Source organism: Bradyrhizobium sp. CIAT3101 (genome assembly GCF_029714945.1).
In the GTDB taxonomy this organism is placed as follows: Bacteria; Pseudomonadota; Alphaproteobacteria; order Rhizobiales; family Xanthobacteraceae; genus Bradyrhizobium.
In genome coordinates, this window is sequence record NZ_CP121634.1 from 868,940 (window position 1) to 882,775 (window position 13,836).

General features: G+C 64.6%; 11 protein-coding genes. 10 read left to right on the forward strand and 1 reads right to left on the reverse strand.

The window, feature by feature from the left end; genetic code table 11:
• Positions 1-61: 61 nt before the first annotated feature.
• Complete coding sequence (locus QA645_RS03905) at positions 62-2,296, forward strand: adenylate/guanylate cyclase domain-containing protein (RefSeq protein WP_283048311.1); 2,235 nt, start codon at positions 62-64, stop codon at positions 2,294-2,296.
• A gap of 195 nt (positions 2,297-2,491) precedes the next feature.
• Here the strand turns inward: QA645_RS03905 and QA645_RS03910 are convergent, their stop codons facing one another.
• Complete coding sequence (locus tag QA645_RS03910) at positions 2,492-4,087, reverse strand: ABC transporter substrate-binding protein (RefSeq protein ID WP_283048312.1); 1,596 nt, start codon at positions 4,085-4,087, stop codon at positions 2,492-2,494.
• Between the two features lie 224 nt (positions 4,088-4,311).
• On the opposite strand from QA645_RS03910, the gene QA645_RS03915 reads away from it, so the two are divergent.
• The 9 genes from QA645_RS03915 (at position 4,312) to QA645_RS03955 (ending at position 13,800) form a co-directional block, all read left to right on the forward strand.
• Entirely contained in the window at positions 4,312-5,970 is a 1,659-nt protein-coding gene (locus QA645_RS03915) for an ABC transporter substrate-binding protein (protein ID WP_283048314.1), read from the forward strand.
• 190 nt (positions 5,971-6,160) lie between these two features.
• Entirely contained in the window at positions 6,161-7,114 is a 954-nt protein-coding gene (locus QA645_RS03920; RefSeq protein WP_283048316.1) for an ABC transporter permease, read from the forward strand.
• 163 nt (positions 7,115-7,277) lie between these two features.
• The gene (locus QA645_RS03925; protein ID WP_254134804.1) at positions 7,278-8,180 is read left to right on the forward strand and encodes an ABC transporter permease; all 903 of its coding nucleotides are present in this window, start codon (positions 7,278-7,280) and stop codon (positions 8,178-8,180) included.
• A gap of 183 nt (positions 8,181-8,363) precedes the next feature.
• A complete protein-coding gene (locus QA645_RS03930; protein WP_283048319.1) occupies positions 8,364-9,410 on the forward strand; it encodes an oligopeptide/dipeptide ABC transporter ATP-binding protein in 1,047 nt (348 codons plus the stop codon).
• 11 nt (positions 9,411-9,421) lie between these two features.
• Positions 9,422-9,619 carry a hypothetical protein gene (locus QA645_RS03935; protein ID WP_254134802.1) on the forward strand — a complete coding sequence of 66 codons (198 nt, stop codon included), beginning with the start codon at positions 9,422-9,424 and terminating at the stop codon, positions 9,617-9,619.
• Positions 9,616-11,031 (forward strand): amidase, encoded by a 1,416-nt coding sequence (locus QA645_RS03940; RefSeq protein WP_283048322.1) that lies wholly within the window; start codon positions 9,616-9,618, stop codon positions 11,029-11,031. The genes QA645_RS03935 and QA645_RS03940 overlap by 4 nt, the downstream gene beginning before the upstream one ends.
• Complete coding sequence (locus tag QA645_RS03945) at positions 11,028-12,002, forward strand: ABC transporter ATP-binding protein (RefSeq protein ID WP_283048323.1); 975 nt, start codon at positions 11,028-11,030, stop codon at positions 12,000-12,002. The genes QA645_RS03940 and QA645_RS03945 overlap by 4 nt, the downstream gene beginning before the upstream one ends.
• Positions 12,003-12,144: 142 nt before the next feature.
• Positions 12,145-13,332 carry an IS481 family transposase gene (locus QA645_RS03950; RefSeq protein ID WP_283046081.1) on the forward strand — a complete coding sequence of 396 codons (1,188 nt, stop codon included), beginning with the start codon at positions 12,145-12,147 and terminating at the stop codon, positions 13,330-13,332.
• A 198-nt stretch (positions 13,333-13,530) separates the two neighbouring features.
• Complete coding sequence (locus QA645_RS03955) at positions 13,531-13,800, forward strand: GlsB/YeaQ/YmgE family stress response membrane protein (protein ID WP_254134799.1); 270 nt, start codon at positions 13,531-13,533, stop codon at positions 13,798-13,800.
• Positions 13,801-13,836: the final 36 nt, after the last annotated feature.

Here is a 13,836-nt window from a genome sequence, read left to right on the forward strand (position 1 = left end):
CGATCGCCCGCAGGTGCGTTCGGCGCTGCCATTGGCCGGCAATGCGTGATATTCAGTAAGCATGAAACGTCTCAAGATCCTGCGGCGGTGGTTCGCGCGAAAGTTCGGCTTTGCGCGCCTGGTGTGCCTTGCGCTGCTGGTCGTCTTCGCCGGCTTGCGCGTCTGGGATCCGCCGCCGGTCCAGGAATTGCGGCTGCGCACCTTCGACCTGTTCCAGTTGATCGACCCGCGCCACAAGACGGTGCGGCCGGTCACCATCGTCGACATCGACGACAAGAGCCTCGCCAGGCTCGGCCAGTGGCCGTGGTCGCGCACGCGGATCGCGGATTTGATCATCAATCTCACCAATAACGGCGCGGTGGCGATCGGCTTTGACGTGGTGTTCTCCGAACCCGACCGGCTCAATCCGGATCTGGTCGCCAACCAGATGCGCTATCTGGACGACGCCACGCGGATGAAGCTGAGCGAGCTGCCGAGCAACGACCAGATTCTCTCCGAAGCGATCAAGCGTTCGAAAGTGGTCCTCGGCGAAACCGGGCTGCCACAAGTCGAATCCGAACTCGACAAGACGCTTCCTTTCACCGGAGTCGCGACGGTCGGGGAAGCGAATGCGGAAAACTTCCTGTTCGAATTCCCCGGCCTGTTGCGCAACGTGCCGGTGATCGAGAAGGTCGCCGCCGGTCGTGGCCTGTTCTCCATCAAGACCGAGCGCGACGGCTTCATCCGCCGCGTGCCGATGATCATGTGGGCCCAGGGCAATATCATGCCTTCGCTCAGCCTCGAGATCCTGCGGGTCGTCACGGGTACCCCGACACTGCTGGTTCGCACCGACAAGACCGGCATCCGTGCCATCCGCCTTAAGGGCGTCGAGATCCCGACCGACAAGAACGGGCAGCTCTGGGTGCATTACGCTCGCCGGGATCCTTCGATCTATGTGTCGGCAGCGGACGTGCTCGACAACACCGTGCCGCCCAGCAAGCTCGCCGGCAAGCTGGTGCTGATCGGCACCTCCGCGGCCGGGCTGAACGACATCAAGACCACGCCGGTGTCCTCGACCATGCCGGGCGTCGAGATTCACGCCCAGATACTCGAAAGCGTGCTGAGCGGCGGCGCCGTGATCTCGCAGCCGAATTATGCGCTCGGCATCGAGCTGCTGGCCGCGCTGATCATCGGCCTTCTCGTCATCATCTTCACGCCGAACCTTGGGCCGGTGCGGCTGGTGCTCGCGGGTGCGATGTTCGCCGCGGTGCTGGTCGGCACGTCCTGGTTCTACTACTGGCAGAAACGCTACCTCGTCGACTTCACCTATCCGCTGTTGTCAACCACCGCGATCTACCTGACCTTCATCTTCTCGAGCTTCGTGCGCGAGCAGCGGCAGCGCGTGCAGATCCGCGGCATCTTCGCGCAATACATGTCGCCGGTGCTGGTCGAGCAGCTCGCGCAATCGCCGGAGAAAGTCGTGCTCGGCGGCGAGGAGCGCGAGCTGACCATCATGTTCTCCGACGTGCGCGGCTTCACCACGATCTCGGAGAGCTACAAGCAGGATCCGCAAGGCCTGATCACGCTGATGAACCGCTTCCTGACGCCGCTCACCGACGTGATCATCGAACAGAAGGGTTACGTCGACAAATACATGGGCGACGCCATCATGGCGTTCTGGAATGCGCCGCTCGACGATGCCGAACACCAGGTCAATGCCTGCGAGGCCGCGATCCAGATGCTCGAGAAGATCGATGAGGTCAACCGCGAGCGCGAGCAGGAAGCCGCCGAGGGCGGCCACGTCTATATCCCGCTCAACGTGGGCATCGGCCTCAACACCGGCATCGGTGTGGTCGGCAACATGGGCTCCGATCTGAAGAAGAACTATTCGGTGCTCGGCGACAGCGTGAACCTGGCATCACGCCTGGAAGGCCAGACCAAGGAATACGGCTTTCCGATCATCGTCGGCTCCCGCACGGCGCTCGCCGCCAAGGACAAGTTCGCGATCCTCGAGCTCGATTTCATCATGGTCAAGGGCAAGACCGAGCCGGAGGTGATCTATGCCATCGCCGGCCGCGAGGACGTGATGCAGTCGGCCGCGTTCCAGCGCCTGCGCAACATCACCATCGAGATGCTCAGCTGCTACCGCGGCCGCGACTGGCAGGGCGCGCAGGACGCCATCGAGCGCGGCCGCCGCAGCGAGGACGCCGACACGCTGGAAAAGCTGTTCAAGCTGTACGAAGCGCGGATCAAGGAATTCAAGGCCAATCCTCCGCCGGAGGGCTGGTCGGGAGCGTACGCGCTGCTGACGAAGTAGGGGGCTGCTACGCGAGTTGCGCTCACTCGTGCGTCAACAATAGTGTCGTCCCGGCGAAGGCCGGGACCCATACTCCGCAGCAGAAGTTGTTGCGCGAGATCGGAGTTGACGATCTTCACCAAACTCGATCCTGCGGTTATGGGGTCCCGGCCTGCGCCGGGACGACGCCTGTGTTTGTTGGGGCAGACTGCCCCCTCACTCCACCCCGATCGTCGTCAGGTCCTGGAACCAGTGCTGCGCCTGCACGAACTGCTTCACCTTCGGCGACAGCGCGTGCGGATTGGTGTCGTGGACGACCCAGACCAGCACGGCATCGTCGACGATCAACGCGTGCGCCTGGGCGATCAGATCATCCTGCTTGGCGGTATCAAACGTCTGCTTGGCCTCGTTGATCAGCGCGTCCACCTTCGGGTTCTTGTAGCCGCCCCAGTTGACGCCGACCGGCGCGATCTGGTCGGAGGCGAAGAAGCGGACGATGGCATAGAGCGGGTCCGAGGTGACATAGGCGATGTTGTTGGCGGTGATGCCGGCGTTCATTTCGTCGGCCGCGCCCTTGCGCCAGTGGGTATAGAGCGTTTCGAGCTCGACCACCTTGAACTCGATGTCGATGCCGATCTCCTTGAAGCTCTGCTGCAGGAATTCGTTCATCGGCAGCGACAGCATCTGGCCGGTGCCGCCCTGTGCGATGATGAAGGTGGCCTTCAGAGGCTTGGCCTTTGAGTAGCCGGCCTCCTCGACCAGCTTCTTGGCGGCAGCGAGATCATATTTGATGTCGAAGCTCGGCTTGCCGAACCACGGGCTCGACGGGTCGACCTGGCCCTTGGCGGGTTTGGCGAGGCCATTCATCAGGCCGACGACTTCGTCGCGATTGATCGCGAGATTCAGCGCCTTGCGCAGCCGGATGTCGGTCCAGGGCGAGCCCGGCAGCACGCTCAGATGATAATTCCAGACATGCGGCGTGACGTTGTCGACGATCTTCATGCCGGCCGCCTTCAGCTGCGGCACGGCATCCGGCGCCGGCGTCTCGATCAGATCGACCTGGCCTGCGAGCAGTGCATTGGTGCGCGTCAGCGCCTCCGGCATCGGCACCAGCACGATCTTGTCGACCTTGGGACTACGCTTCGGATTCCAATAGTCCGGATTCTTGCTGAGCTCGGCGAGCTCGCGCGGCACCAGCTTGGTCAGCTTGAACGGGCCGGTGCCGGAGGGCTGGCTTGCGAACTTGTCCCAATCCTTGCCGAGCTTTTCATATTGCGCCGGGCTCGATACCAGGAACCACAGCATCTGATAGGGAAAGAAGGAATCCACGGTCTTGGTCGTGATCTCGACGGTGAAATCGTCGATCTTGGCGTAGCTGGCGACCGAGGGCAGGCGGGTCTTCACCTGCGCGCTCTGGCGCTTGTCGAATTGCGGCGCCTTGTCGTTCAACACCTTGTCGAGATTCCAGATCACCGCGTCCGCGTTGAACTCGCTGCCGTCGTGAAACTTCACGCCTTTGCGCAAGCTGAAGCGCCATTTGGTCTTGTCGGAATCATCCACCTTCCACTCGGTCGCGAGTCCCGGCACCAGCTTGCCCGGGCGGTCGGCGACGTCCATTTCCCACGCGACCAGCGGATCGTAGATCGTGTAGGCCGTGAACTGATAGGCGCCGGCACCGCGGTCGGGCTGGCCCGTCGTCAGCGGAATGTCCGCCATCGAGATGCCGTAGCGCACCACGGTTTCGGCGCGCGCCGGGATTGCCGATAACGCCAGCGCAAGCACGGCGAGACAGGTCGATAAACGAATACGCATGGCCCAAAGCTCCAAGGAAAACCTAAGGAAAAGGTTGGGGCCAAACTTGCAATCTTGATGCCAGAATAGGCAGCGCGGCTGCTCAGCCTTCCCGCGATCACAAGGACTTGTCGTCGCAGGGCTAATTTGCAGAATAAGTTTCTCCTTGGCATCGCCATTGCGGGTCATTTGGCACAGCCATTGCATCAAAATTAATCATTGAAAGCCGGAAGAGGACTGAGGCAATGCTTATCAAGACAACCGCGCGCGCAGCGCTGATCGCGGCGCTGGCCCTGACGACGGCGGCCGCATGGCCGCGCGCTGCCAGCGCCGAAACCGTGCTGCGCATCGGCATGACGGCTGCCGATATTCCGCGCACGCTCGGTCAGCCCGACCAGGGTTTTGAAGGCAATCGCTTCACCGGCGTCACCATGTATGACGCGCTCACCGGCTGGGACCTGTCGTCCGCCGAGAAGGCCAGCGTGGTGATCCCCGGGCTCGCGACCGAGTGGAAGGTCGATGACGCCGACAAGGCCAAATGGACCTTCAAGCTGCGCCCCGGCGTCACCTTCCACGACGGCACGCCGTTCAATGCCGACGCGGTGGTCTGGAACGTCGACAAGGTGTTGAAGCAGGACGCGCCGCAATTCGACGCCAGCCAGGTCGGCGTCACCGCATCTCGCATGCCGACGCTGGCGTCCGCAAAGAAGATCGACGACATGACGGTCGAGCTCACCACCAAGGAGCCCGACAGTTTCCTGCCGATCAATCTCACCAATCTCTTCATGGCGAGCCCGGCGAAGTGGCAGCACTTCTACGACAAGGCGGAAGGCGCCGACGCCAAGGCGAAGTCGCAGGCGGCCTGGACTGCCTTCGCCAAGGACGCCGCGGGCACCGGCCCGTGGAAGATGGCGAGCTTCACGCCGCGCGAGCGGCTCGAGCTGGTGAAGAACGCGGATTATTGGGACAAGGCCCGCGTGCCCAAGATCGACAAGATGGTGCTCTTGCCGATGCCGGAAGCCAACGCGCGCACCGCAGCGCTGCTGTCCGGACAGGTCGATTGGGTCGAGGCGCCGGCGCCGGATGCGTTGCCCGAGCTCAAGCAGCGCGGCTTCAAGCTCTACGCCAACGAGCAGCCGCATGTCTGGCCGTGGCAGTTCTCGCGCGTCGAGGGCTCGCCCTGGAACGACATCCGCGTCCGCAAGGCCGCGAATCTCTGCGTCGATCGTGAAGGCCTAAAGGACGGGCTGCTGGCAGGGCTGATGGTGCCCGCGACCGGCACCTTCGAGCCCGGCCACCCCTGGCGGGGAAAGCCGACCTTCGAGATCAAGTACGACAAGCCGGCTGCGCAGAAACTGATGCAGGAGGCAGGTTTTGGTCCGAACAAGAAGCTGACGGTGAAGATCCAGACGTCCGCATCAGGATCTGGCCAGATGCAGCCGCTGCCGATGAACGAATATCTCCAGCAGGCGCTCGCCGAATGCTATTTCGACGTGCAGCTCGATGTCATCGAGTGGAACACGCTGTTCACCAACTGGCGCCGCGGCGCCAAGGACCCCTCGGCCAACGGCGCGAACGCGACCAACGTCACCTATGCGGCGATGGACCCGTTCTTCGCGCTGGTGCGCTTCCTGCAATCGAGCATGGCACCGCCGGTCTCGAACAATTGGGGTTTCATCAACAATCCCAAGTTCGACGAGCTGGTGAAGAAGGCGCGGCAGACTTTTGATCCCGCCGCGCGTGACGCCGCGCTCGCCGAACTGCACGCAGCCTCCGTCGACGACGCGGCCTTCCTCTACGTCGCCCACGACGTCGGCCCGCGCGCCATGAGCCCGAAGGTCACCGGCGTAGTCCAGCCGAAGAGCTGGTTCATCGACTTCTCGCCGATCTCGATGACGCCGTGAGGTGAGCACGCTGGTAGGGCTCCCCTCCCCCTTGCGGGGAGGGGTTGGGGAAGGGGGTCCACACGGGCGGTCCCTGTGTGGCCACCCCTCTCCCTAACCCTCCCCCGCAAGGGGGGAGGGAACCCTCGCATCTCGCGTCCCTTACTCAAACCCGCGCACCGTATTGTGCAACATCTTGTTAGGTTACCCAGTGCTCGCCTACATCGCCAGACGCATCGTCTATGTCATCCCGATCGTCATCAGCGTGGCGCTGGTGTGCTTTCTGCTCGTGCACATCACGCCGGGCGATCCGCTGGTCGCGGTGCTGCCGGCCGATGCCTCGCAGGAGCTCGCCGCGCAGCTCCGCGCCGCCTACGGTTTCGACCGGCCGCTGCCGGTGCAGTTCGGCCTGTGGCTCCTGCGCGCGCTGCATGGCGATCTCGGCAATTCCATCGCGACGGGACGCCCGGTGCTCGCCGAGGTCATGCGTGCGGTCGGCAACACCGTTACGCTTGCGATCGCCGCCGCCATCATCGGCTTCACCATGGGCATCCTGCTCGGCCTGATCGCCGGCTACTTTCGCGAGACCTGGATCGACAAGATGGCAACGTCGTTTGCCATCGCCGGCGTCTCGGTGCCGCATTACTGGCTCGGCATGGTGCTGGTCATCATCTTCTCGGTGGAGCTGAACTGGCTGCCCGCGGTCGGCGCGGGGCCCGGCGGCTCGGCCGCCTGGGCCTGGGATTGGGAGCACCTGAAATATCTGGTGCTGCCCGCGGTCACGACGTCGGTGATTCCCATGGGCATCGTTACCCGCACCGTACGCGCGCTCACCGGCGACATCCTCAGCCAGGATTTCGTTGAAGCCTTGCGCGCAAAGGGCCTGCACGAAACCGGCGTCTTCCGCCATGTCATCAAGAATGCCGCGCCCACCGCACTTGCGGTGATGGGGCTTCAGCTCGGCTACATGCTCGGCGGCTCGATCCTGATCGAGACCGTGTTCTCCTGGCCGGGCTCGGGCTTCCTGCTCAACTCCGCGATCTTCCAGCGCGACCTGCCGCTGCTGCAGGGCACGATCCTGGTGCTGGCGCTGTTCTTCGTCTTCCTCAATCTCTTGGTCGACATCGCACAAGCCGCGATCGATCCGCGCATCAAGCGGGGCTAGCGGGGATGACGTACCACACATTCAGTGTCGTCGCGGCGAAGGCCGGGACCCATAACCCCGGCAGGAGATTGTGGGACGAGATGGTCACCACGGGTCCTCGCCAAACTACTTTTCGTGGCTATGGGTCCCGGCTTTCGCCGGGACGACGGCGGAAATTGCGCCAATGAGCGAGCTTCCATTATCCGCCGCCGCCGATGCCGCGCTGCAGGCCGCGCCCGCGACCAAGGCGCGCGGTTATTGGGCAACCGTTGGCCGCCGTATCCTGCGCGACAAGGTCAGCATGGCCTGCGCGCTGGTGCTGCTGCTGATCTTCCTCTCCGCGATCCTCGCGCCCTGGCTCGGTCTCGAAGATCCCTACAAGGGCTCGATGATCCGCCGCCTGCGCCACATCGGCACGGTGGGCTATCCGCTCGGCACCGACGAGCTCGGCCGCGACATGCTGGCGCGGCTGATCTATGGCGGGCGGCTGTCGCTGGTGATCGGCATCCTGCCCGTGATCCTCGCCTTCTGCATCGGCACCTCGCTCGGCCTCGTTGCCGGCTATGTCGGCGGCAAGCTCAACACTGCGATCATGCGCACGATCGACGTGTTCTACGCCTTCCCGTCCGTGCTGCTGGCGATCGCGATCTCCGGCGCGCTCGGCGCCGGCATCCTCAACTCCATCGTGTCGTTGACCGTGGTGTTCGTGCCGCAGATCACCCGCGTCGCCGAAAGCGTCACCACCGGCGTGCGCAATATGGATTTCGTCGAGGCCGCGCGCGCTTCGGGCGCGGGTCCGTTCACCATCATGCGGGTGCACATCCTCGGCAACGTGCTGGGTTCGATCTTCGTCTATGCGACGAGCCTGATCTCGGTCTCGATGATTCTGGCCGCCGGTCTCTCCTTCCTTGGTCTCGGCACCAAGCCGCCGGAGCCGGAATGGGGCCTGATGCTCAACACCCTGCGCACCGCGATCTACGTCAACCCCTGGGTGGCGGCGTTGCCTGGCGCGATGATTTTCGCGGTCTCGATCTGCTTCAATCTGCTCTCGGACGGCCTGCGCAGCGCCATGGACATCAGGAACTGAGATGATGAGAAAGACGCAGTTCGCCAAGGCGACGGTGCCACACCTCTCCCATCGGGAGAGGTCGGATCGCATCGTCAGATGCGAGCCGGGTGAGGGGCTCCGCTGCACCGAGTTTGCCGCGCCCCCTCATCCGCGCCTTCGGCGCGACCTCTCCCCGATGGGGAGAGGTGGGAGATCGCGGCCATGAGTGAGACCAACACGTCCGTCGCCATGCTGGAGCCCGTCGAAGACGTCGGCGGCGTCGCGCAGCCGCTGCTGCAGGTCAACGGCCTGACGAAACATTTCCCTGTTCGCGGCGGTCTGTTCGCCGCCAAGCGCACCGTGCGTGCGGTCGACAATGTCTCCTTTTCCGTGGCGAAGGGCGAGACCGTCGGCATCGTCGGTGAATCCGGCTGCGGCAAGTCCACCACCGCGCGCCTTCTGATGCACCTGATGCCGCGCGATACCGGCGACATCATCTATGACGGCATGACCGTCGGCCAGTCGCTATCGCTGCGGGAGTTGCGCCGCGGTATGCAGATGGTGTTCCAGGATTCCTATGCGTCGCTCAATCCGCGCCTGACCATCGAGGAATCGATCGCCTTTGGCCCAAAAGTTCACGGCATCGCCGATGGCGCCGCGCGCGCACTGGCGCGCGAGTTGCTCGGCAAGGTCGGCCTGCGTCCCGAAAATTTTGCCAACCGCTATCCGCACGAGATCTCCGGCGGCCAGCGTCAGCGCGTCAACATCGCGCGCGCCCTGGCGCTGTCGCCGCGGCTGGTGATCCTGGATGAAGCCGTCTCCGCGCTCGACAAATCCGTCGAGGCGCAGGTGCTCAATCTGTTGGCCGACCTCAAGCGCGAGTTCGGCCTGACCTATCTCTTCATCAGCCACGACCTCAACGTCGTGCGCTACATCAGCGACCGTGTGCTGGTGATGTATCTCGGCGAGGTGGTCGAGCTCGGCCCGGTCGATCAGGTCTGGGACCAGCCGGCCCATCCCTATACGCGTGCGCTCCTGGCTGCGATGCCGTCCTCCGACCCGGACCGCCGCACCGAGAAGCCGCCGATCTCGGGCGATCCACCCAATCCGATCGACCCGCCCGCGGGCTGCCGCTTCCACACGCGTTGCGCGTTTGCGGAGCCGCTCTGCGCAAATGCTGCACCAAAGCTCACGGCCGTGGATAAGATGGGCCACGAGGCCGCGTGCTACATGGCGATTCCGGGTTCAGGCCATGGCCGCGCGCCCTGAGAGGAAACCGCATGACGAGACCAACGACAAAAGAAATCCAGGCGACGGCTCAAGTCGCCGGTGTTCCCGTGAATGACGAGATCGCGACGCGCATCTCAAATTCCATCGGGCCGGCCTTCGAAGGTTTTGCGGCGATCGCCGGCACGCTGCCGTTCGACCTCGAGCCCGCGCTCTATCCGCTCGCCCAGACGCAGAAGGTGTCGAAATGAGCACCGAGCCTACCCTGATGACGCTCACCGAGGTCGCGCGTGCGATCGCGATGAAGCAACTGTCCTCCCATGAGGTGACGCGCGCGCTACTGCACCGCATCGCGCAATGGCAGCCGCATCTCAACGCCTTCATGTCGATCGAGTCGGAGGCGGCGCTGAAGGCCGCCGATGCCGCCGACGCCGCGCTCGCCAAGGGCGAGGTCCGTGGTCCCCTGCATGGCGTGCCGCTCGCGCACAAGGACATGTACTACGACGCAGGCCACGTCGCGACCTGCGGCTCGCTGATCCGCCGCGATTTCGTTCCGTCCGTCACGTCCACCGCCTTGCAGCGCTTGAAGGATGCGGGCCAGGTTCGCCTCGGCACCCTGCATCTGGCCGAGTTCGCCTATGGCCCGACCGGCCACAACGCCCATTACGGCCCGGTGCGCAATCCCTGGAACGTCGCGCATATCACCGGCGGTTCGTCCTCGGGCTCCGGCGCGTCGGTCGCGGCGCGGATGAATTATGCGGCGCTGGGCTCCGACACCGGCGGCTCGATCCGCATGCCCGCGCATTTCTGCGGCGTCACCGGATTGAAGACCACCGTCGGTCGCGTCAGCCGCGCCGGAGCGATGCCGCTGTCGCAATCGCTCGACACCGTCGGCCCGCTCGCCCGCACCGCGGAAGATTGCGCACTGCTGCTGGCGCTGATGGCGGGCCTCGACCCCGAGGATTCGACCACGAGCCATGAGCCGCTGTCGGACTATGTCGCGGCGACCAAGGGCTCGCTGAAGGGCCTCAAGATCGGCGTGCCCGCGTCGTTCTATGTCGACGATCTCGATAGCGAAGTCGCGCGCGTGCTGGACGAGACCATCGCGGTGCTCAAGCGCGAGGGCGCCGACATCCTCACGGTCGAGCTGCCGGACCAGCGGCAATTGCAGGCGGCAAGCCAGCTCGTGCTCGCGGCCGAAGCCGCTGCCTTCCACAAGCGCTGGATGATCGAGCGTCCGCAGGACTATGGCGCGCAGACGCTGATGCGGTTGCAAAACGGCCTCGCCGTTCCCGCCATCACCTACCTCGAGGCGATGCGCTGGCGTGGCCCGGCACTCGCCGCGCACAATGCGGCCGCCGCAGGCGTCGACGCGATCATCGCACCGGCCTCGCCGATTCCGGCGCCGACGATCGAGGAGAGCGATGTGGGCGGTGGACCGAATGTACCGGCGCTGTTGCAGCGGATCACGCTGTTCACCCGTCCGGTGAACTTCCTCGGCCTGCCGTCGCTCACGGTGCCTTCGGGCTTCACCAGGAGCGGCCTGCCTGTCGGCATGCAGTTGATCGGCCGCTCCTTCGATGAAGCGACCTTGCTGACCATCGGCGCCGCCTTCCAGCGCGTCACCGACTATCACGATCGGGTACCCAGACTGCCGTCATGACAAAGCTCGTCGAGATCTCAGGCCTCAACATCCGCTTCACCGGGGAGCGCACGGTCTATGCCGTGAACGATCTCAATCTCTCGCTCGGTGATGGCGAGGTGCTGGGCCTGCTCGGCGAATCCGGTTCGGGCAAGAGCGTGACCCTGCGAGCGCTGATGCGGCTGCTGCCGAAGAAGCGCACGCAGATCTCAGGGACGGTCAACGTGATGGGCCGCGACGTGCTCGCCATGAACGACGAGGAGCTGTCGTCGTTCCGCGGCCAGACCGTCTCGATGATCTTTCAGGAGCCGGCACTGGCGCTCGACCCGGTCTACACCATCGGCGCGCAGATCGCCGAAAGCGTCGTGCGTCATGAGGGCAAGAGTTTTGCGGAAGGGCGAGCGCGCGCGCTGGAGATGCTCGAGGTCGTGCGCATCCCGTCTGCAAAGCGGCGGCTGGATGCCTATCCGCACGAAATGTCCGGCGGCATGCGCCAGCGCGCGATGATCGCGCTCGCGCTCGCCTGCCGGCCAAAAATCCTGCTGGCAGACGAGCCGACCACGGCGCTCGATGCCACCGTGCAGATCCAGATCCTGCTGCTGCTGCGCGAGCTGCAGCGCGAGTTCGGCATGTCCGTCATCTTCGTGACCCATGACATCGGCGTCGCCATCGAGATCTGCGACCGCGTCGCGGTGATGTATGCCGGCCAGATTGTGGAGCAGGGCAGTCTGCGCGACATCGTTCGCTCCCCGGTGCATCCCTACGCCAGGGGCCTGCTCGCCTCGACCATCCACGGCGCCAAGCGGGGCCAGCGGCTGGAGACCATCCCCGGCACCCCGCCGTCGCTGGCCGAGAAACCCCACAACTGCTCCTTCGCCCCCCGCTGCAAGCTCGCCGAGCCGCGCTGTGTCGAACAACTGCCTGCGAATGTGGAGGTCGGCCCGGGCAGGGCAGCAAGGTGCGTGCTGGCGGAGCCGGTGGCGGCGCCGTAGCGCCCAAGAGATTCAGCGCATCCATCGCCTCGTGCACCACTGCGCTCCCTCCCCCCTTGCGGGTGTTCAGACCGGGGAGAAGGTGGACAGGTGTTCGGAGACATCGTGGACACTTTCGACAGCTCAGTAAGGAGGCTGTCGGATGCCGTTCCACGAGGTGTCCCGGATGGACGCGAGATCGGAGTTTGTCGTGCTGGCCTCGGACGAGGGAGCCAATGTTCGGCAGTTGTGCCGTCGGTTCGGCATCAGCCCGACGACCGGCTACAAGTGGCTGGAGCGTTGGCGAGCGGCCGGGATGAGCGGGCTTCAAGAGCAGTCGCGGCGGCCACAGACGTCGCCGGCACGCAGTGCTGCGGCGATCGAGGAGGCCGTGCTTGCGCTTCGAGCCGAGCATCCGGCCTGGGGCGGGCGGAAGATCGCCAGGCGGCTGAAGGATCTGGGGCAGGAAGCCGTTCCGTCGCCCTCGACGGTGACGGCAATCCTGAAGCGTCATGGGGTGGAACTGGGCAAGTTTGGTGGCGGCTCGCCCACCTTCACTCGCTTCGAGCGGTCGCGGTCGAACGAGTTGTGGCAGATGGACTTCAAGGGCCACGTGGCCATGCACACCGGCCGGCTTCATCCATTGACCGTGCTCGACGATCATTCGCGCTTTTCGGTGACACTGGCGGCGTGCGCCGACCAGCAGACCGAGACGGTCAGGCAGCACCTCATCGCGGCCTTCCGCCGCTATGGCCTGCCCGAGAGGATGATCACCGACAACGGTTCGCCCTGGGGCGACGGTCCGGGCAGCCCGTTTACCCCGCTTGGCGTCTGGTTGATCGAGCATGGCGTCAAGATCAGCCATTCCCGGCCCTATCATCCGCAGACCATGGGCAAGGACGAGCGCTTCCACCGCAGCCTCAAGGCCGAAGTGTTGTCGGCTCCTGCCTTCGCCGACATCGCTGCCGCTCAGCGGGCTTTCGAGCGATGGCGTACCGTCTACAACACGCAACGGCCGCACGAAGCGCTCCAGCTCGCAGTGCCGGCCAGCCGCTATCAACCGAGCCCGCGCGATTATGTCGAGACGATCGCGCCCTTCGAATACGCACCAAACGACGCTGTGCGCCGGGTTCAGCAGAGCGGTCACGTCAGCTTCCGCGGTCGCAATCTCAAAGTCCCGAAGGCCTTCCGCGGCAAAGACATCGCATTCCGGCCAACCATGGAGGATGGCGTCTTCGACGTCCTCTTCAGAACCCAGACGATTGCAACCGCCGACATCCGACCTCTCGACGGACGGCTCGAAAGTGTCCACGATGTCTCCGAACACCTGTCCACCTTCTCCCCGGTCTGAACACCGGGGGAGGGAGGGGGAGAGGGGTAGCCACGAACTCAGACCTCGCTTGCGTCCCCCACTTTTTCACCCCCCGCTCTACTGTGCATGGGGTTGTTTTCGCGGTTCCTGTCTGAGCGTCCCCTCCGGGAACCATTCAGACCCCATTCATCCCGGTTCCGGTTCCATGGCCCCGTTAATGGAGAGGGACTTCAACTTATGTACATTTCTGGCCAAAGCCTCATCGTCATCCTGTTCGTCGGCCTGGTCGCCGGCTGGCTCGCCGGCAAGGTCGTGCGCGGCAGCGGGTTCGGCATCATCGGCGACATCGTGATCGGCATCGCCGGCGCGTTTGTCGCGAGCTTCCTGTTCCCGAAGCTTGGCATCCATATTGGCGTCGGGCTGGTCTCGGAGATCATCTTTTCCGCCATCGGCGCCATCATCCTGCTGCTGGTGGTGCGGCTGGTGCGCGGCGGTGGCCGGCTCTAGGCCGTTCGATCGATTGGAACCGAGCGCCTCTCCCCG